This window comes from Salipiger marinus (assembly GCF_035481585.1).
Classification (GTDB): Bacteria; Pseudomonadota; Alphaproteobacteria; order Rhodobacterales; family Rhodobacteraceae; genus Salipiger; species Salipiger marinus.
In genome coordinates this window covers 1-18,762 of record NZ_JAYKSL010000015.1, presented here as the reverse complement: position 1 = coordinate 18,762, position 18,762 = coordinate 1, and the positions used below count along the sequence as shown (strand labels likewise).

Below are 18,762 nucleotides of genomic sequence, written 5' to 3'. Positions count from 1 at the left end.
TCCCCCAGCGCGGGAGGCGCGGCGCCAGAGCAGGGCGGGGGGCGCTGCCCCTCGCGCTCCCCGGGATATTTTTTCCAAGAAGAAGGGGCGGGGGCTGCTGCGGCGTCTTGTGGTGCGGCAGCGCGGATGGTCATTCGGCGGGCTGGAAGCCGAGGATGAGCTGGCGCAGGCCAAGTGCGGCGCCCGCGAAGATGGCGGCCATGGTGACCGGGGCCGACAGGGCCAGCACCGAAAAGGCCGAAAGGCCCTGACCGATGGTGCAGCCCATGGCCACGACCGCGCCCGCGCCCATCAGGGCCGCGCCGATGATCTGGCGGCGCAGTTCGCGCGGATCCTCGCAGGCCTCCCAGCGGAAATGCCCCTTGATCAGCGAGCCGAGGAAGGCGCCCGCCCAGACCCCGGCCACGGATCCCACGGCAAAGGTGATGGGGCGCGCTGATCCGGTCATCCACCACAGCAGCGAGTCGCCCAAGGGCGCGGCGAAGCTGTGCGAGGCCACCGGCACGCCGGCAAAGCCCGTGGCCGCAACCCAGGCCGTACCCGCCCAGGCCAGCACGATGGCGAGGCCGACGGCCATGGCCCATGCCACCTGTTTCGGTTTTGCGCGCAGCCCGGGCGAGGCGAGCGCGCCCGCGAGGATCAGCGCGCCGAAGCCGAGCCCGAGCGCCGTGACCGGCAGGCCGGTCAGGCGCGCCAGCCAGTGCGCCAGCCCCGGCGGCGTTGTGGTGATGACCTCCGCCTGCGGGAACAGCGCCACGCGCAGCGGCGCCAGCGGGCCGGACAGCACCACATAGGTGGACACGCCCATCACCAGCACGATGACGAAGCTGCGCAGGTCGCCGCCGCCCAGCCGGGCGATGGCACCATAGCCGCAGGTGCCCGCGAGCGCCATGCCATAGCCAAAGGCCAGCCCGCCCGCTATGGAGGCCAGCGGCAGCCAGCGGACCGACAGGTAATAGGTGTCGGTCGCCTCAAGCAGGCCCGCCGCCATCAGCCCGAAACTGCCAAGCACCGCCGTGCCGATGGCCACCCCCCACATGCGCAGCCGGAGGTCGGAACCGCCATAGAGCACATCCTCGATGGCGCCGAGGGTGCAGAACCGCCCCAGCCGGGCGGCAAGGCCCAGAAGCAGGCCGCTGGCCAGCCCGATCAGGGCGACCAGATGATGGTCGGTGATGCTGTCGATCATGACAGGGCTCCTCCTCCGCTGTCGTGAGGGCGGAGTATGGGATGATGTCGCGAAATTCGCAAGCGTGTTCTGGAATGTGTCCGGTCAGGATCCGCTGCTGGTGGGCGCGCCGTCTTCGGCGCAGAACAGCTCGTAGACGCATTCCAGCATGCGGCGGGGCCGGTCATCGGCGAGCCGGTAATAGATGGCCTTGCCGTCGCGGCGTGGCACCACCAGCCCTTCGAGCCGCAGGCGCGACAGCTGCTGCGACACGGCGGCCTGCCGGGCAGAGAGCAGATCCTCCAGTTCGGTCACGGATTTTTCGCCGGTGACCAGATGGCACAGGATCATCAGGCGGCCTTCATGGCTGATCGCCTTGAGAAAGGCCGAGGCCGCTGTCGCCTTGTCGACGATCCGGTCCAGTTCCGCCTCGCTCAGATCGTCAGAGATGACCGGAAGCGTCATGTTCATCACCCACCCTCCAGAGGGATCGCCGGGCCGTCCTCCACCGCGCCGGGATCGTAGTCCGTGTGCTGCTCCAGCATGCGCGCGAGCATCGGCCAGAAGAAATCCTCGCCCACGTAGCCTTCCATGCGGGCCAGTTCCTGACCGTTCTCTATCAGGAGGAAGGTGGGCGTGAATACCACCTTTCGGGCATATGTCACGCCGTCGGGCGGGGGATCGCGCAGATCCGCCCGCAAAAGCGGCGCAAACCGGCCTTCGGAGGTGTTGGGATAGGCGGGGGCGATCTGCCGGTTCCAGAGCGCGCAATAGGCGCAGCCCTGCTGTTCGACCATCAGCAGACGCAGCTCTGCCCGCGCCGGGGCGCTGAACAGGGCAAGGGCGGCAAGCCCTGCAAACAGAAGGACGGAAAGGCGCATCGCACACCCGGTTGACGTATCGTCGGACAAGGTAATATGAATATGTGAATTGTTCAAGGCGGGGGAGGCGGGCTTGTTCGACATCAGCTTTCTGGGGGCCCTGCTGGCGGGCTTCGGTGCCTTCTTCACCCCCTGCATCCTGCCGATGGTGCCTTTTTACCTGTCATACATGGCGGGGATTTCCATGGCTGAGCTGCGCGGCGACGGGGCGATCGCGCCCGGGGCGCAGCGGCGGCTTCTGGTCTCTTCGGTGATGTTCGCGCTGGGCGTGACCACCATCTTCATGCTGCTGGGGATGGGGGCCACCGCGCTGGGGCAGGCCTTTGCCGACTGGCGGCGGCCGCTGTCCTATGTGGCGGCGGCGGTCATCTTCCTGTTCGGGCTGCATTTTCTGGGCGTCATCAAGATCGGGTTCCTCTACCGGGAAAAGCGGATGGACAGCAAGGCGGACCCGTCGACGGTGCTGGGCGCCTATGTCATGGGGCTGGCCTTCGGCTTTGGCTGGACCGCCTGCGTGGGGCCGGTGCTGGCCTCGATCCTGATGATCGCAAGCGGCATGGGCGATATCGTGATGGGCGCGCTGCTGCTGGCGGTGTTCGGGCTGGGCATGACCGCGCCCTTCGTGCTGGCGGCGGCCTTTGCGCGGCCATTCCTGACCTGGATGCAGCGCAACCGCCGCTATCTCAATCATGCCGAGAAAGTGATGGGCGTGCTGCTGATCGTGTTTGCGATACTGATCGCGACCGACACCGTGAACACGATCTCGACATGGATGATCGAGACATTCCCGGGCTTCACGGCGCTGGGCTGACCAAGGGAGGAGAGAGATGTTTCTGCGTTTTGCCGCGGCTCTGGCCGCAACCTGTATCGCGCTGCCCCTCTGGGCGGCCGAGATGGGCGATGACGGGCTCTACAAGGAGCCTTGGATGCGCGACACCTTCAAGGATCTGCGCGAGGATCTGGCCGAGGCCAATGCCGAGGGCAAGCGGCTGGTGCTGTTCGTGGAGCAGCGCGGCTGCATCTACTGCCACCAGATGCACGAGGAGGTGTTTTCCGACGCCGAGGTGAGCGATTACATCGCCGACAATTTCTATGTGGTGCAGATCAACCTGCATGGCGACACCGAGGTCACCGATTTTGACGGTGAGTCGCTGCCCGAGAAGGCTGCGGCGCAGAAATGGCGCGTGCTGTTCACGCCAAACATCGTGTTTCTGCCCGAAGAGGTGCCCGAGGATGCCACGGCGACAGAGGCGGCAGTGGCGGTGATGCCGGGCGCCTTTGGCAAGGGCACGACGCTCGACATGTTCACATGGGTCGCCGAGAAGCGATACGAGCTTGATAACGGCGAAGATTTCCAGCGTTATCACGCCAGACGGATTCAGGAACGCGCCGATGGCGCCACCGACTGAGTCGAAAGGTTAACGGACAGTAATTCACATCCGTGAATTTGTTGTTGCGTAAAGGGGCTGCGGTAGACTACGGTATTCCATAGCCAAAGACGACGAGGCCCGGAACAAGGGCCGGCTTGAGCCTAGGGAGGAGACATGAAGTTTATAGGGATGACGCTGGCCGCCGCGCTTTTTGCCGGGGTGGCCGCGGCCGAGACCGTTCTACCCGACGACGTCGTCTATGACGACTACGGCGCGGTAGAGGCTTCGCTGACCGGCCAGCCCGGCAACCCGGAAAACGGCGCCAAGATCGCGGTCAACCGCGGTCTGGGCAATTGCGTGGCCTGCCACGCGGTCTCTGCACTGGACAATGCGCCTTTCCATGGCGAAGTCGGGCCGCCGCTTGACGGCGTGGGCGGCTATCGGAGCGAGGCGGAACTGCGCGGGATCATCGCCAATGCCAAGCACACCTTCGAAGGCACGGTGATGCCCGCCTTCTACAAGACCAGCGGGTTCATCCGTCCGGGGGACGGGTATACCGGCAAGGCCGCGTCAGAGACGATTTCCCCCATTCTCGCCGCACAGGACGTAGAGGACGTGGTCGCGTTCCTCATGACGTTGCAGGACTGACAGACGCGACCACCCAGATTCAGGAGACACGCAACATGGACTTCACACGTCGTGAAACCCTGGCCATCGGCGGTGCCGCCGCTCTGGTCACGCTGCTGCCCGCCGGGGCCTATGCCGCGACCAGCGAAGAGCTGATCGCAGAGTTCACCGGTGGCGCAGACATGGCCGATACCGGGGTGGAACTGACCGCGCCCGAGATCGCGGAAAACGGCAATACCGTGCCGATCGAAGTGCGTGCCGAAGGCGCGTCGGCCATTCTGGTGCTTGCCACCGGCAACCCGACCCCGCCCGTGGCCACCTTCAACTTCGGCCCGCTCGCCGCGTCGCAATATGCCTCCACCCGGATCCGGCTGGCCGGCACGCAGGATGTGGTGGCGGTGGCCAAGCTGGCCGATGGCAGCTTTGCCCGCACCAGCAAGACCGTGAAAGTCACCATCGGCGGCTGCGGCGGCTGATCGACCCCCTCTCATCAGGAGACGTTTAAAATGGCAGACGGTGTCAAACCCCGGGTGAAAGTCCCCAAATCCGCCGCCGCTGGCGAGGCTGTGATGCTGAAGACGCTCATCAGCCACCCGATGGAATCCGGCCAGCGCAAGGACAGCAGCGGCAACGTGATCCCGCGGTCGATCATCAACCGCTTCACCTGCGAATTCAACGGCGAGATGGTCCTTGACGTGGCCATGGATCCGGCGATTTCGACCAATCCCTACTTCGAATTCGAAGCCATGGTGAACGAAGCCGGTGACTTCAAGTTCACGTGGTACGACGACGACGGCTCGGTCTACGAAGACACGCAGAGCATCGAAATCGCATGATTTCGGAGCCCCGCCCCGCGAGAAGACGGGGCGGGGTCTTTCAGGGAGGGAGAAGCGACATGAAGTACAAGACCATGACGGCTGTCATTGCCACTCTGGCCCTGTCTGCACCGATGCTGAGTGCGGGCGGCGCGGATGATGACACCTTGATCATCAACGGGGATCTGGAAATCACCACCAAGACCGCCGCGCCGGATCACCTTGAAAACCTCGACGAGATCGTCTCGGGCTGGCATTTCCGGGCGGACGAGACGCAGGCGCTCGAGATGGACGATTTCGACAATCCGGGGATGATCTTTGTCGATCAGGCCATCGACACATGGAACGCCCCCGAAGGCAGCGAGGGCAAATCCTGCGCCGACTGCCATGGCGACCCCGAGGAGATGGCGGGCGTGCGCCCGGTCTATCCCAAGTGGAACGAAGAGGCGGGCGAGGTGCGCACGCTTCAGATGCAGTATAACGACTGCCGGGTGAACCGCATGGGCGCCGAGCCGTGGAAATACGACTCCAAGCCGGCGGTGTATATGGATGCGCTGATGTCCTCGGTCTCGCGCGGGATGCCGGTTGATGTTGCCATCGACGGACCCGCTGCCGAGACCTGGGAACAGGGCAAGGAGATGTATTACACCCGGTATGGCCTGCTGGAACTGTCCTGCGCCAACTGCCACGAGCAGAATTACGGCAATTACATCCGCGCCGACCACCTGAGCCAGGGCCAGATCAACGGCTTCCCGACCTACCGGCTGAACAGCGCGAGCCTTGTCGGCAGCCATGACCGCTTCCGCGGCTGCATCCGCGACACCCGCGCCGAAACCTTTGCCGCCGATTCCCCGGAATTTGTCGCGCTGGAGCTTTATGTCGCCTCGCGCGGCAACGGGCTTGGCGTCGAAGGTCCGGCTGTCCGCAACTGAGCCACTCCTCCCGCGCGGCTGCGTCGCGCGGGATTTCTGCCCGCATTCAATTCACACATGCGCATGTGTGTCACGACCAAGGAACCTTCTCCCATGATCTCCAGACGCGATTTCCTTCAGGTGTCCATGGCGGCCTCGGCGCTGGTCGGGGCCAGCGGCTTTGGCAACTGGTCGCGGCTGGCGGCGCAGCAGGCGCTGACGCAGGACCAGCTTCTGCAGTTCGACACGTTTGGCAATGTCTCGCTGATCCATGTCACCGACATCCATGCGCAGCTGAAACCGATCTGGTTCCGCGAACCTTCGGTCAATATCGGCGTCGGCCCGAACAAGGGCGAGGTGCCGCATGTCACCGGCGCCGATTTCCGCAGGCTCTACGGGATCGAGGATGGCTCGCCGTCGCATTACGCGCTGTCCTCGGGGGATTTTTCGGCGCTGGCGCAGGCCTATGGCAAGGTGGGCGGCATGGACCGCGTGGCCACGGTGGTCAAGGCGATCCGCGCCGACCGTCCCGACGCGATCCTGCTGGATGGCGGCGACACGTGGCATGGCTCGCTGACCTGCTACAAGACCGCCGGGCAGGACATGGTCAATGTCATGAACGCGCTGAAGCCGGATGCCATGACCTTCCACTGGGAATTCACGCTGGGCTCCGACCGGGTGCGCGAGCTGGTGGAGGGACTGCCCTTCGCCGCGCTTGGCCAGAACATCTTTGACGCGGAATGGGATGAACCCGCCGAGGCGTTCAAGCCCTATCAGGTCTTCGAACGGGGCGGGGTCAAGGTCGCGGTGATCGGGCAAGCCTTCCCCTATATGCCCATCGCCAACCCCGGCTGGATGTTCCCCGAATACAGCTTCGGCATCCGCGACGCGAACATGCAGGCCATGGTCGACGAGGTGCGGGCGCAGGGCGCCGAACTGGTGGTCTGCCTGTCGCATAACGGCTTCGACGTGGACAAGAAGATGGCGGGCATCGTGTCGGGCATCGACGTGATCCTGTCCGGCCACACCCATGACGCGCTGCCCGAACCGGTGCTGGTGGGCGAGACGATCATCGTCGCCTCCGGCTCCAACGGCAAATTTGTCAGCCGCGTCGATCTGGACGTGCGCGATGGCCGCATGATGGGCTTCCGCCACAAGCTGATCCCGATCTTTTCCGACGTGATCACCCCCGATGCCGAGATGGCGCAGCTGATCGACGAGCAGCGCGCGCCCTTCAAGGCGGAGCTGGAGGAGGTCATCGGCGAGACGGAGTCGCTGCTGTATCGCCGGGGCAATTTCAACGGCTCGTGGGATGACCTGATCTGCAACGCGCTGCTGTCCGAACGCGAGGCCGACATCGCCATGTCGCCGGGCGTGCGCTGGGGGCCGTCGCTGATCCCCGGGGCGCCGATTACCCGCGAGGACATCTTCAACGTCACCTCCATGACCTATGGCAAGGCCTACAGGTCGGAGATGACCGGGGAATTCATCAAGGTGATCCTCGAAGACGTGGCCGACAACATCTTCAACCCCGATCCCTATTACCAGCAGGGCGGCGACATGGTGCGCATCGGCGGCATGGGCTACCGCATCGACATCTCCAAGCCGCAGGGCGAGCGCATCAGCGAGATGACGCTGCTGAGCACCGGCGAGGCCATCGACCCCGCCAAGACCTATGTGGTCGCGGGCTGGGCCAGCGTGAACGAGGGCACCGAGGGGCCGCAGATCTGGGATGTGGTGGAAAGCCATATCCGCAAGCAGGGCACGGTCACCGTGCCCGACAACACCAGCGTGCAGGTGGTGGGCGCGTAAGCGCCCCCGCCGCGGGCATTTGGCAAAAAATTTTCGCCGGTTCATTCACATAGGCGAATAAGTCTATCCGAAAAGGAGCTCGACATGGCAGAGGATACCGGGCGCGGCACCAGCCGCCGGGCCTTTCTCAGAGGAAGCGTGGCCGCCGGTGGGGCCCTGCTGGGCGCGGGCATGGCGCAGGCCGCCGATCCCGATCCGCTGATCACCACCGTGCAGCCTTGGGCGCAGGGCTTTGGCGACGGGGTGGATGCCACCCCTTACGGCCTGCCCATCCGGTTCGAGGAGGACGTGATCCGGCGCAACGTCGAATGGCTGACCGCCGACACGATCAGTTCGATCAACTTTACGCCGATCCACGCGCTGGATGGCACGATCACTCCTGCGGGCTGCGCCTTTGAGCGGCACCATTCCGGGGCGATCGAGCTGGCGAAGGAGGATTACCGGCTGATGATCAACGGTCTGGTGGAGACGCCGATGGTCTTCAGCTATGCCGATCTGGAGCGGTTCCCGCGCGAAAACCACGTGTATTTCTGCGAATGTGCCGCGAATTCCGGCATGGAATGGGCGGGCGCGCAGCTGAACGGCGCGCAGTTCACCCATGGCATGATCCACAACATGGAATATTCGGGCATCCCGCTGCGCACGCTTCTGGCCGAGGCGGGCTGGTCGGGCGAGACCGAGGGCAAGTGGGTCTATGTGGAAGGCGCCGATGCGTCTTCCAATGGCCGCTCCATCCCCATGGAAAAGGCTCTGGATGACTGCCTTGTCGCCATCAAGGCCAATGGCGAGGCGCTGCGCAAGGAACATGGCTATCCGGCGCGGCTGGTGGTGCCGGGCTGGGAAGGCAACATGTGGGTGAAGTGGATCCGCCGCATCGAGGTGATGGACGGCCCCGTGGAATCCCGCGAGGAGACTTCCAAATACACCGACACGCTGGCGGATGGCACCTCGCGCAAGTGGACCTGGGTCATGGATGCCAAATCGGTGGTGACCTCTCCCAGCCCGCAGATGCCGATCACCCATGGTCAGGGCCCGGTGGTCATCACCGGCATGGCATGGAGCGGGCATGGCCGCATCACCCGCGTCGACGTGTCCAAGGACGGCGGCAAGACATGGGAAACCGCGCGGCTGGCCCGCGAGGGCGAAAACAAGGCGCTGACCCGCTTCTACCTCGACACGGTCTGGGAGGGCGAGGAGTGGCTGCTGCAGTCGCGCGCCATCGACGAGACAGGTTATGTGCAGCCGACCAAGGCACAGCTGCGCGAGGTGCGCGGCCTGAACTCGATCTATCACAACAACGCGATCCAGACATGGTGGATCAAGTCGAACGGAGAGGCCGAAAATGTCGAAGTCTCTTAAGCTTTTTGGCGCGGCGACGCTGGGCGTCGCAGGCGTGATGGTGGTCGCGGTCAATTTCGCCGACCGCAACATTGCCGGGATGCCGGCTGAGCCGCAGCTTCTGGGCGCGCTGCCCGCGCCCGAGCCAGTCGAGACCGCCGAGGCGCCGCAGGGTCTGCTGGTGGGGGCCGCGCAGGCCGCCACCTCTGCCGGGGATGGCAAGTTCGGTCTGGGCCGCACGGCTCTGCCCGAGGAGGTCGCGGCATGGGATCACGACATCAGCCCCGATGGCACCGGCCTGCCGGTGGGGGCAGGCTCGGTCGAGGATGGCGAGATGCTGTTCGAGGACAACTGCGCCTCCTGTCACGGATCCTTTGCCGAAGGGGTCGGCAACTGGCCGAAGCTTGCCGGGGGCGACGGCACGCTGAACCATGCCGATCCGCTGAAGACGGTGGGCTCGTTCTGGCCCTATCTCTCCACGGTCTATGATTACGTCCACCGCTCCATGCCGTTTGGCAATGCGCAGATCCTCAGCGATGACGAGGTGTATGCCATCACGGCCTATATCCTTTATTCCAACGATCTGGTGGATGACGAATTCGTCCTCTCGAACGAGAATTTCACCGAAGTCGAGATGCCCAACAGCGAAGGGTTCATCGTCGATGACCGGGCGGAGACGGAATACCCGCAATGGCGCGCCGAACCCTGCATGGAGGCCTGCAAGGACGAGGTGGAAATCACCATGCGCGCGACCGTGCTGGATGTGACCCCCGATCAGGCAGGCAGCGAGGCAGAGCCCGCAGCGACCGAAGCGGCGGCTGCCCCCGCCGAGGACGCCGCGCCCGCAGCGGCAGAACCCGAGACCGCAGAGGCCGCCCCGGCGGAGCCTGCGGTGCAGGAAGCCGCCTTTGATCCGGATCTTGCCGCAGAGGGCGAGAAGGTCTTCAACAAGTGCAAGGCCTGCCATCAGGTGGGCGAGGGCGCCAGCAACCGCACCGGGCCGGAACTGAACGGCATCGTGGGCCGCGAGGTCGCCGCCGCCGAAGGGTTCAAATATTCCGACGCCATGATGGAGCATGGCGGCACATGGACCCCCGAGGAACTGCGCGCCTTTCTTGCCAATCCGCGGCAGGATCTGAAGGGCACCCGCATGGCCTTTGCCGGGCTGCGGAAGGACGAGGATCTTGATGCCGTGATCGAGTATCTCAAAAGCTTCCCGTAACCGGACCGCTCTGAACGCAGATCGCCCGGCGCCCTTGCGGCGCCGGGTTTTTTTGTGCGCGCGCCCCGCATCGGCCAAGCGCCGCCGATGGCGAAAAGGTGAGGTATTCCGGAATTGCCGGACCGCCGCGAAAGGCGCAGGATCATGACAGAGACACGCGTCTCCAACGATATTTGATCCAGATTTAAGCCACTTCACGACCTTTTCATTCTGACCATTCGGCGGATGTTTCGCCCGCAGACCGGAGACACGTATCATGACTTTTCGCACTGGCATTGTCTGGCTGGCCACCGCGTTGGCGCTTGCTGCCGCTCTGGGGCTTCTGCCGCGCGCGGAACCGCGCGATTTCCGCATGGTCACTCCGCCGCAGGTGCAGGACGGGCAGACCCACGTCTGAGGGTGCGCCGCGGCAAGTCCCGGCTAACCATGTGACGCGGCCCCCCTTGACCTTCCGCGCAGGCGCGCGCCTGATAGGCACATGGGGCACGGACATCATCATCACCACCATCACCACGCGGCGGCGCAGGGCGACCTGCGCATGGGGCTTGCGGTTGCCATCAACCTTGCGCTGACGGTGGCGCAGGTGGTGGGCGGCGTGCTGTCCGGCAGTCTGGCCATGATCGCCGACGCGCTGCACAATTTTTCTGACGCGATCTCGCTGATCATCGCAACGCTGGCGCGGCGCATCGCGCGCCGCCCGGCCTCGGCGGAAATGCCCTTCGGCTGGGCTCGGGCCGAGGTGGTGGCGGCGCTCATCAACTACACCACGCTCATCGTGATCGGGCTTTATCTGGCGATGGAGGCGGTGCTGCGCTTCCTGTCGCCGGAGCCGGTGCAGGGCTGGCTTGTGGTCATCATCGCGGGCGTGGCGCTGGTCATCGACCTTGCCACGGCGGCGCTGACATGGGCCATGGCCAAGGACAGCGTCAACATCCGCGCGGCTTTCCTGCACAACGTGGCGGATGCTCTGGGCTCGGTGGCGGTCATTCTTGCGGGCACGCTGATCCTGCTCTTTGGCTGGACATGGGTGGACCCTCTGGTCACGCTGCTGATCGCTGCCTATATCCTGTGGATGGCATGCACCGAAATCGGCGGGGTCATCCGCATCCTCATGCTGGGCAGCCCGCCCGAGCTTGCCCCCGCCGAGGTGCTGGAAGAGGCGCGCGGCGTGGCGGGCGTGGCAGGGCTGCACAAGGCGCATCTGTGGCAGCTTGATGAACACAGCGCGGCGCTGCAGGCGCATCTTGTGGTGGCACAGGGGGCGTGGCACGAGGCCGACGCGATCAAGCGCGCGGTGAAGGACCGGCTGCAAAGCCGCTTCGGTCTGACCCGCGTCACGCTGGAGCTGGAATGCAGCCGACATCCCTGCACGGCCCCGCAGGACTGGGGCGGAGCCTGATCCGGTTTTGGCCATGGCGGCCCTTGCAGCCCCTCAGGCCCGACACTAAGACTCTCTCAATATGCGCACGCTAGGCATTCAGACGACACATCACAGCAGGCAGGCGGACATGAACGATCCTTTTGACACTTACATGAACACCCTCGTTCCCATGGTCGTCGAACAGACCAGCCGCGGCGAACGGGCCTATGACATCTTTTCCCGCCTGCTGAAGGAACGCATCATCTTCCTGTCGGGGCCGGTGCATGACGGCATGTCGTCGCTCATCGTGGCGCAGCTTCTGCACCTTGAGGCGGAAAACCCGTCCAAGGAAATCTCGATGTATATCAACAGCCCCGGCGGTGTCGTCACCTCCGGCCTGTCGATCTATGACACGATGCAGTACATCCGGCCCAAGGTGTCGACCCTGGTGATCGGGCAGGCGGCCTCCATGGGGTCGCTGCTGCTGGCCGCGGGCGAGCCGGGCATGCGCTTCTCGCTGCCCAACAGCCGCATCATGGTGCACCAGCCCTCCGGCGGCTATCAGGGGCAGGCGACGGACATCATGATCCACGCCGAAGAAACCCTGAAGCTGAAGCGGCGCCTGAACGAGATATATGTCCGCCATTGCGGCCGCACGCTCGAAGAGGTGGAGCGGGCGCTGGAGCGCGACAATTTCATGTCTCCGGAAGATGCCAAATCCTGGGGCCTGATCGACGACATCGTCGACAAGCGCGGCGCCGAAGATAAAAAATCGTGATCGGATTGCCGCGCCCCGACTTGGCGGCGTGGCAATTTTGACATTGTGGACCGGAAGGCGCTGTCCTAGACTTTCCGGACTTGGCAGAGACGATAGGCCTTCTCGGAGCATTGGCTCCGGTGAATGTGATGAACAGGCCTGGAAAGGTGTGACATGGCGACGAATTCCGGCGGCGACAGCAAGAACACCCTCTACTGCAGCTTCTGCGGCAAGAGTCAGCATGAAGTGCGCAAGCTGATCGCGGGTCCGACCGTCTTCATCTGCGACGAATGTGTCGAACTCTGCATGGACATCATCCGTGAGGAGACCAAGGGCGCTGGCCTGAAGTCTGCTGACGGGGTGCCCACGCCGCGGGATATCTGCGACGTGCTGGACGACTATGTGATCGGCCAGATGAAAGCGAAGCGGGTGCTGTCTGTTGCGGTGCACAACCACTACAAGCGGCTCAATCACTCGCAGAAAAGCAGTGACATCGAGCTGGCGAAATCCAACATCCTGCTGATCGGCCCGACGGGCTGCGGCAAGACCCTGCTGGCGCAGACGCTGGCACGGATCCTTGACGTGCCCTTCACCATGGCCGACGCGACCACGCTGACCGAAGCGGGCTATGTCGGCGAGGATGTGGAAAACATCATCCTGAAGCTGCTTCAGGCCAGCGAATACAACGTGGAGCGGGCGCAGCGCGGCATCGTCTATATCGACGAGGTCGACAAGATCACGCGCAAGTCCGAAAACCCCTCCATCACTCGCGACGTGTCGGGCGAAGGGGTGCAGCAGGCGCTGCTGAAGCTGATGGAAGGTACCGTGGCCAGCGTGCCGCCGCAGGGCGGGCGCAAGCATCCGCAGCAGGAATTCCTGCAGGTGGACACCACGAACATCCTGTTCATCTGTGGCGGCGCCTTTGCGGGTCTGGACCGGATCATCGCGCAGCGCGGCAAGGGTTCGGCCATGGGCTTTGGCGCCGATGTGCGCGATCCCGAACAGCGCGGCACCGGCGAGATCTTCAAGGAGCTGGAGCCCGAGGATCTGCTGAAATTCGGTCTTATCCCCGAATTTGTCGGCCGTCTTCCGGTCATCGCCACGCTGGAGGATCTGGACGAGGATGCGCTGGTCACCATTCTGACCCAGCCCAAGAACGCGCTGGTCAAGCAGTATCAGCGCCTGTTCGAGATGGAGGACACGCAGCTGTCCTTTACCGACGACGCGCTGAGCGCCGTGGCCAAGCGCGCCATCGCGCGCAAGACCGGCGCGCGGGGCCTTCGCTCCATCCTCGAAGGCATCCTGCTGGACACCATGTTCGAACTGCCGGGCATGGATGACGTGACCGAGGTGGTGGTGAACGAAGAGGCGGTGACCTCTGACGCCAAGCCACTGCTGATCTACGCTGATTCCAAAAAGGAACCGGCCTCTGCGGGCTAAGACCGCAGACATTTCCAATCGGGGCGGGGCAGACAGGCCCCGCCCTTTTCTTGTGGACCAGAGGACTATCTGAATGACGATCCGGCGTATCTCCTTCGGGGGCGAGTTCGAGACCAAGATCGGCTATTGCCGCGCCGTGGTGGCGGGGGGCTTCGTGCATGTCGCGGGCACCGTGGGGCAGGGCGACACCGTCGAGGATCAGTGCCGCGCGGCGCTGGCCACCATCGAAAAGGCGCTGACCGAAGCGCGCGCCAGCCTGTCGGACACGGTGCGGGTCAACTATTACCTGCCCGACGCCGCCGAGTTCGAACCCTGCTGGCCGATCCTGCGCGAGGCCTTCGGCGCCAACCCGCCTGCCGCGACCATGGTGGTGGCCGAGCTTATCGACCCGAAATACCGGATCGAGATCGAATTGACCGCATTGGCCCCGGCCTGAGGCGGGCTGTCGCGCCGCCACGGCTGGACCTTGGCGGCGCAATTCGTCATATACGGACTGAGCTTGATCACGAGGAGTCGTCCATGGGCATTCTGAACACCCTGCTGCGGGCCGTGACTTGGTGGAACGGGGGCACGCTGAACACCCAGCTTTACACCTCGCGCAAGGGCGTGCGGGTGGGGGAGGATGATCAGGGCAACATCTTCTACCAGACCAAGGACGGCAAGCGCCGCTGGGTCATGTTCAATGGCGAGGCCGAGGCCACGCGGGTCGGCGCCGACTGGCACGGCTGGCTGCATCACACCTATGACACGCCGCCGACGGAAACGCCCATGGTGCACAAGCCGTGGCAGAAGCCGCATGTGGAAAACCTGACCGGCACCGCGCTGGCCTATGCGCCCGCCGGGTCGATCCGTCAGCCGCAGCCCGCGGCCCGTCGGGATTACGAGGCTTGGAGCCCGGAATAAAATGGCCTCCTCTGTCACAGAGGTGCTGGTCGGTGGGGTTGTTCTGGCGGGGGCCGTCGCGTTCGGCGCCTATGCCGTCACCAGCACCGGCTACACGCTCTCGCAGCAGGGCTATCCGCTGACCGCCAGCTTCCGGTCTCTGGAAGGGGTGAGCGTGGGCAGCGACGTGCGTCTGGCCGGGGTCAAGGTGGGCTCGGTGACCGGCATCGCGCTGGATCCCGAAACCTATCGCGCCGAAATGTCCCTGACCCTGCAGGATCAGGTGAAAATCCCCGATGACAGCGCGATCGTCGTCACCTCCGAAGGGCTGCTTGGCGGCAATTTCGTGGAAATCAGCCCGGGCGGCTCTGCCTTCTTCTACGAGCCGGGGGCAGAGATCCTCGACACGCAGGGATCGGTCAGCCTGATGTCGCTGCTGTTGAAATATGTTGCGGGGGATGGCGAATGACACGGCTTCTGGCGCTGCTTCTGACGCTGGCCGCAGGTGCGGCTGTTGCGCAGGAGACCACCGAAACCGGCACCGGCGCGCTGCTGCGCGGGCTGGACAAGCTGAATGGCCGCGCCACCGATCTGGAGGTGCGCAGCGGCAACAGCACCGAATTTGGCCGGATCGAGATTACGGTGGAAGACTGCCGCTATCCGCAGGGCAACCGCGCGGGCGAGGCCTTTGCCTTTCTGACGGTGCGAGAGATGGGCACGGCAGAGCCGGTGTTCCGGGGCTGGATGATCGCCTCTTCTCCCGCGCTGAACCCGATGGATCACCAGCGTTACGACGTCTGGGTCATCCGCTGCACCAATTCCTGACCTGAGGCGGCCAAGGGCGTCTCTGCCAGCCGGGGCGCCTGCCGCAGCGCCAGCGCAAGCTGCGCGTGATAGCTGGCGCGGGGGATTTCGATGCCGCCCAGACTGGCCAGATGATCGGTCAGGAACTGCGTGTCAAACAGGGTAAATCCCGCCCGCCGCAGCAGATCCATCAGCCAGGCCAGCGCAAGTTTGGACCCGTCGCGGCGGCGCGAGAACATCGATTCGCCGCAGAAGGCACCGCCCAGTTCCAGCCCGTAAACTCCGCCTGCCAGAGCCCCGTCCATCCAGACTTCCAGCGAATGCGCCTGTCCCCGGTGGTGCAGCTCCAGAAACAGCCGCCGGATTTCAGCATTGATCCATGTTTCGGGACGGTCGGCGCAGGCATCGATCACCCCGGCAAAATCGGCGTTCAGCGTGATCTGGTAATCGTCGCGGCGCAGCCGCCGGGCCAGACTGCGCGAGATGCGAAAGCCGGTCATGGGCAGGATGCCGCGGCGGCGCGGATCGACCCAGAACAGCTCCGTGTCGGCGCGATGTTCGGCCATGGGGAAAATCCCCGACCTGTAGCCGTGCAGCAGAAGCTCCGGCGTCAGCTGCATCAGGCCCCCTTCCTCGCGGGGAAAGGGGCCGGTGATGCGGGGGTCATGCGTCGGCGAGCGTGCTGGCCAGCCATTTTTCCAGCCAGTGAATGTTGTAATCGCCGGAATGGATGTCGGGTTCCTGCAGCAGCGCGTGGAACAGCGGCACGGTGGTGTCCACCCCGTCCACGATCAGCTCGCCAAGCGCGCGGTTCAGGCGGGCCAGCGCTTCGGGGCGGTCGCGCCCGTGCACGATCAGCTTGCCGATCAGGCTGTCGTAATAGGGCGGGATGACATAGCCGTCATACAGCGCCGAATCCATCCGCACACCCAGTCCGCCCGGCGCATGATATTGCGTGATCTTGCCGGGGCAGGGGGTGAAGCTGGGCAGGCGTTCGGCGTTGATCCGCACCTCGATGGCATGGCCATTGATGGTCAGATCCTCCTGCGTGAAGGACAGCGGATAACCTTCGGCCACCCGGATCTGTTCTCGCACCAGATCGACGCCAAAGATGGCCTCGGTCACCGGATGTTCCACCTGCAGGCGGGTGTTCATCTCGATGAAATAGAACTCGCCGTCTTCATACAGGAATTCGACCGTACCGGCGCCCGCGTATTTGATGCGGGCCACGGCGTCGGCGCAGGTCTTGCCGATGCGGGCGCGTTCCTCGGGGGTGATGCAGGGGCCGGGGGCTTCTTCGAACACCTTCTGGTGACGGCGCTGCAGCGAACAGTCGCGTTCCGCCAGATGCACCGCGTTGCCCTTGCCGTCGCCGAACACCTGAATTTCGATATGGCGCGGCTTCTGCAGGTATTTCTCGATATAGACCTCGTCATTGCCAAAGGCCGACTTGCCTTCGGCACGCGCGGTGTGAAAGGCGCGCTCCATATCAGCGGCGGTCTGCGCCACCTTCATGCCACGGCCGCCCCCGCCTGCGGTCGCCTTGATGATGACCGGATAGCCGATTTCCTCGCCCAGCCGTTTCGCGGTTTCCAGATCCGGCACGCCGCCGTCAGAGCCGGGCACGCAGGGCACGCCAAGCGCCTTCATCGTGTCCTTGGCGGTGATCTTGTCGCCCATGATGCGGATATGTTCTGCGCGCGGCCCGATGAAGGTCAGGCCGTGATCCTCCACCATCTGCACGAAGCGGGCGTTTTCCGACAGGAACCCATAGCCGGGATGGATGGCCTGCGCGCCGGTCACCTCGCAGGCGGAAATAATGGCGGGCGGCAGCAGGTAGCTGTCGACCGAGGGCGCAGGGCCGATGCAGATGGTCTCATCGGCCATACGCACATGCATGGCGTCGGCATCTGCGGTGGAATGCACCGCGACAGAGGCGATGCCCATCTCGCGGCAGGCGCGGATGACACGCAGCGCGATTTCGCCCCGGTTGGCGATCAGGATCTTGTCGAACATGCCGGTTACTCGAGAATGACCAGAGGCGCGCCATATTCGACGGGCGCGCCGTCTTCGACCAGAATGCGCTTGACCGTGCCGGCGCGGGGCGAGGGGATGTGGTTCATGGTCTTCATCGCCTCGACGATGACCAGCGTGTCGCCTTCCTTGACCTGCGCGCCCACGGTGATGAAAGCCGGGGCACCCGGTTCGGCCTGCATGTAGATCGTCCCCACCATGGGCGAGGTGACGGCGCCGGGATGGGAGGCGGGATCCTCGGGCAGGGTGTCGGCCGCGCTGGGGGCCGGAATGGCGGCCACAGGGGCCGCGGCAGGGGCTGCGACGCTGGTGACCACCGGCGCCTGCGGGTGCATGCGGCTGACGCGCACGTTGAGGCTGTCATCCTCGCCGTAGTCGCGCTTGACCTGAAGCTCCGTCAGGTCGTTGTCTCGCAGCAGTTCCGCCAGGGCCTTGATGAAGGCCACATCGGCTTCATGGGTGTCTTTGCTCATGCCGTCCTCGCCGGTTTTGTGCCGGGCCCGTAGTTTTCAGGGCCTGTCGATTTCGGGCTTATAGGCTATGGTTTCTGCCATGAAAAGCGAGGCGGCGGCGAAATGGTGCGCGGGCCCCAACTTCGCGGCCGGAACGGCGGGTGCGTCAGGGGGTATTTGCCGGGTCGACGCGGTCGGTTCGGGGCGGTTCGTCCCTGTCTTCCGGGGCAGAAGAGGCCGGATCCGTGGCGGTCTCCGGCTCGGCCTCGCGCAGATGTTCCACCTGTTCATCGAGAATCGCGGTGATGCGCAGCTGCATGATGGAGGGCGGCGCGCTGTGGTTTCTGGGGTCGGGCAGGCCGGACAGCGTGCGCCAGAAGCTGGACGGGGGCAGACCCCCGGGTTCGGGATCTGCGGGGAGTGGTTTGCTGGCGGGCTGAACCACCGTCTCCCGCGCCGGGGGCGTGGGAGCGGCGGGAAGCCCTGACGGGTGACCGGTCGCGAACGGGGCGACCGTCGCGGGAACGCCGGGGAACTGCATCGACATGCTCCGTATCCTTGCGCCCCCGCGGGGAATTTATATCACGATCCCTGTTCTGTCGCAGCAGATCCGGTCGAATTTTCTCCGGAATCTGGTCTGAGGGTTAACGCGAGCTTTCTGTTCCTCCCTTGGGTCAGCCCTTGTTCTGGCGGTTTTCGATGAGGTCATCGACGACGGCGGGATCGGCGAGGGTGGAGATGTCGCCGAGCGCGCCGAAGTCGTTTTCGGCGATCTTGCGCAGGATACGGCGCATGATCTTGCCGGAGCGGGTCTTGGGCAGGCCGGGTGCCCACTGGATCAGGTCCGGGGAGGCGATGGGGCCGATTTCGGTCCGGACCCAGGCGCGCA

25 protein-coding genes are annotated in these 18,762 nt (G+C 64.7%); 17 read left to right on the top strand and 8 right to left on the bottom strand.

Annotated features, from left to right (window positions below):
- Positions 1-130 precede the first annotated feature (130 nt).
- The 3 genes from VK682_RS18220 to VK682_RS18210 all read right to left on the bottom strand — a co-directional run bounded on the left by VK682_RS18220 (position 131) and on the right by VK682_RS18210 (position 2,049).
- Positions 131-1,189, bottom strand: a complete 1,059-nt coding sequence (locus VK682_RS18220) for a YeeE/YedE family protein (protein WP_230797218.1) — start codon at positions 1,187-1,189, stop codon at positions 131-133.
- Between the two features lie 84 nt (positions 1,190-1,273).
- Positions 1,274-1,639: an ArsR/SmtB family transcription factor gene (locus tag VK682_RS18215; protein WP_375342688.1), complete on the bottom strand. Its 366-nt coding sequence runs from the start codon at positions 1,637-1,639 to the stop codon at positions 1,274-1,276.
- On the bottom strand, positions 1,639-2,049 hold the full coding sequence (locus VK682_RS18210) for a thioredoxin fold domain-containing protein (RefSeq protein WP_089849046.1): 411 nt from the start codon (positions 2,047-2,049) through the stop codon (positions 1,639-1,641). Before VK682_RS18210 ends, VK682_RS18215 begins: the two co-directional genes overlap by 1 nt.
- A 73-nt stretch (positions 2,050-2,122) precedes the next feature.
- Between VK682_RS18210 and VK682_RS18205 the strand changes: the two genes are divergently transcribed.
- The 17 genes from VK682_RS18205 to VK682_RS18125 all read left to right on the top strand — a co-directional run bounded on the left by VK682_RS18205 (position 2,123) and on the right by VK682_RS18125 (position 15,408).
- The gene (locus tag VK682_RS18205) at positions 2,123-2,860 is read left to right on the top strand and encodes a cytochrome c biogenesis CcdA family protein (RefSeq protein ID WP_089849100.1); all 738 of its coding nucleotides are present in this window, start codon (positions 2,123-2,125) and stop codon (positions 2,858-2,860) included.
- A 16-nt stretch (positions 2,861-2,876) separates the two neighbouring features.
- Complete coding sequence (locus VK682_RS18200; RefSeq protein WP_089849047.1) at positions 2,877-3,458, top strand: thioredoxin family protein; 582 nt, start codon at positions 2,877-2,879, stop codon at positions 3,456-3,458.
- 135 nt (positions 3,459-3,593) lie between these two features.
- Positions 3,594-4,067: a sulfur oxidation c-type cytochrome SoxX gene (soxX, locus tag VK682_RS18195; protein WP_089849050.1), complete on the top strand. Its 474-nt coding sequence runs from the start codon at positions 3,594-3,596 to the stop codon at positions 4,065-4,067.
- A 35-nt stretch (positions 4,068-4,102) separates the two neighbouring features.
- Positions 4,103-4,522 carry a thiosulfate oxidation carrier protein SoxY gene (gene soxY, locus VK682_RS18190; protein ID WP_089849052.1) on the top strand — a complete coding sequence of 140 codons (420 nt, stop codon included), beginning with the start codon at positions 4,103-4,105 and terminating at the stop codon, positions 4,520-4,522.
- A gap of 30 nt (positions 4,523-4,552) precedes the next feature.
- Complete coding sequence (gene soxZ, locus VK682_RS18185; protein ID WP_089849053.1) at positions 4,553-4,882, top strand: thiosulfate oxidation carrier complex protein SoxZ; 330 nt, start codon at positions 4,553-4,555, stop codon at positions 4,880-4,882.
- Positions 4,883-4,941: 59 nt separating this feature from the next.
- A complete protein-coding gene (gene soxA / locus VK682_RS18180) occupies positions 4,942-5,793 on the top strand; it encodes a sulfur oxidation c-type cytochrome SoxA (RefSeq protein WP_089849055.1) in 852 nt (283 codons plus the stop codon).
- Between the two features lie 93 nt (positions 5,794-5,886).
- Complete coding sequence (soxB, locus tag VK682_RS18175; protein WP_089849057.1) at positions 5,887-7,584, top strand: thiosulfohydrolase SoxB; 1,698 nt, start codon at positions 5,887-5,889, stop codon at positions 7,582-7,584.
- An 84-nt stretch (positions 7,585-7,668) separates the two neighbouring features.
- Positions 7,669-8,943, top strand: a complete 1,275-nt coding sequence (gene soxC, locus VK682_RS18170; protein WP_230797217.1) for a sulfite dehydrogenase — start codon at positions 7,669-7,671, stop codon at positions 8,941-8,943.
- Positions 8,927-10,144 (top strand): c-type cytochrome, encoded by a 1,218-nt coding sequence (locus VK682_RS18165; RefSeq protein ID WP_230797216.1) that lies wholly within the window; start codon positions 8,927-8,929, stop codon positions 10,142-10,144. The genes soxC and VK682_RS18165 overlap by 17 nt, the downstream gene beginning before the upstream one ends.
- A 256-nt stretch (positions 10,145-10,400) precedes the next feature.
- The gene (locus VK682_RS18160) at positions 10,401-10,541 is read left to right on the top strand and encodes a hypothetical protein (protein ID WP_165616852.1); all 141 of its coding nucleotides are present in this window, start codon (positions 10,401-10,403) and stop codon (positions 10,539-10,541) included.
- Between the two features lie 81 nt (positions 10,542-10,622).
- Positions 10,623-11,543: a cation diffusion facilitator family transporter gene (locus VK682_RS18155; protein WP_324782311.1), complete on the top strand. Its 921-nt coding sequence runs from the start codon at positions 10,623-10,625 to the stop codon at positions 11,541-11,543.
- A 109-nt stretch (positions 11,544-11,652) separates the two neighbouring features.
- The gene (locus VK682_RS18150) at positions 11,653-12,282 is read left to right on the top strand and encodes an ATP-dependent Clp protease proteolytic subunit (RefSeq protein ID WP_089849066.1); all 630 of its coding nucleotides are present in this window, start codon (positions 11,653-11,655) and stop codon (positions 12,280-12,282) included.
- Positions 12,283-12,435: 153 nt separating this feature from the next.
- Complete coding sequence (gene clpX / locus VK682_RS18145) at positions 12,436-13,701, top strand: ATP-dependent Clp protease ATP-binding subunit ClpX (RefSeq protein WP_089849068.1); 1,266 nt, start codon at positions 12,436-12,438, stop codon at positions 13,699-13,701.
- A 73-nt stretch (positions 13,702-13,774) separates the two neighbouring features.
- On the top strand, positions 13,775-14,137 hold the full coding sequence (locus VK682_RS18140) for a RidA family protein (RefSeq protein ID WP_230797215.1): 363 nt from the start codon (positions 13,775-13,777) through the stop codon (positions 14,135-14,137).
- 83 nt (positions 14,138-14,220) lie between these two features.
- Positions 14,221-14,604 (top strand): NADH:ubiquinone oxidoreductase subunit NDUFA12, encoded by a 384-nt coding sequence (locus VK682_RS18135; protein ID WP_230797214.1) that lies wholly within the window; start codon positions 14,221-14,223, stop codon positions 14,602-14,604.
- A 1-nt stretch (position 14,605) separates the two neighbouring features.
- The gene (mlaD, locus tag VK682_RS18130) at positions 14,606-15,052 is read left to right on the top strand and encodes an outer membrane lipid asymmetry maintenance protein MlaD (protein ID WP_089849074.1); all 447 of its coding nucleotides are present in this window, start codon (positions 14,606-14,608) and stop codon (positions 15,050-15,052) included.
- Complete coding sequence (locus tag VK682_RS18125) at positions 15,049-15,408, top strand: DUF2155 domain-containing protein (RefSeq protein ID WP_230797213.1); 360 nt, start codon at positions 15,049-15,051, stop codon at positions 15,406-15,408. Before mlaD ends, VK682_RS18125 begins: the two co-directional genes overlap by 4 nt.
- Here the strand turns inward: VK682_RS18125 and aat are convergent.
- The 5 genes from aat to VK682_RS18100 all read right to left on the bottom strand — a co-directional run.
- Positions 15,372-16,007 carry a leucyl/phenylalanyl-tRNA--protein transferase gene (gene aat / locus VK682_RS18120; RefSeq protein WP_230797212.1) on the bottom strand — a complete coding sequence of 212 codons (636 nt, stop codon included), beginning with the start codon at positions 16,005-16,007 and terminating at the stop codon, positions 15,372-15,374. The genes VK682_RS18125 and aat overlap by 37 nt on opposite strands.
- A 43-nt stretch (positions 16,008-16,050) precedes the next feature.
- Positions 16,051-17,403: an acetyl-CoA carboxylase biotin carboxylase subunit gene (gene accC / locus VK682_RS18115; RefSeq protein WP_089849079.1), complete on the bottom strand. Its 1,353-nt coding sequence runs from the start codon at positions 17,401-17,403 to the stop codon at positions 16,051-16,053.
- A gap of 5 nt (positions 17,404-17,408) precedes the next feature.
- Positions 17,409-17,894: an acetyl-CoA carboxylase biotin carboxyl carrier protein gene (accB, locus tag VK682_RS18110; RefSeq protein ID WP_089849081.1), complete on the bottom strand. Its 486-nt coding sequence runs from the start codon at positions 17,892-17,894 to the stop codon at positions 17,409-17,411.
- Between the two features lie 145 nt (positions 17,895-18,039).
- Positions 18,040-18,420, bottom strand: a complete 381-nt coding sequence (locus tag VK682_RS18105; RefSeq protein WP_230797211.1) for a hypothetical protein — start codon at positions 18,418-18,420, stop codon at positions 18,040-18,042.
- Between the two features lie 127 nt (positions 18,421-18,547).
- Positions 18,548-18,762 (bottom strand): AMP-binding enzyme (locus VK682_RS18100; RefSeq protein ID WP_425262620.1); only part of this gene is annotated, 215 nt, incomplete at its 5' end.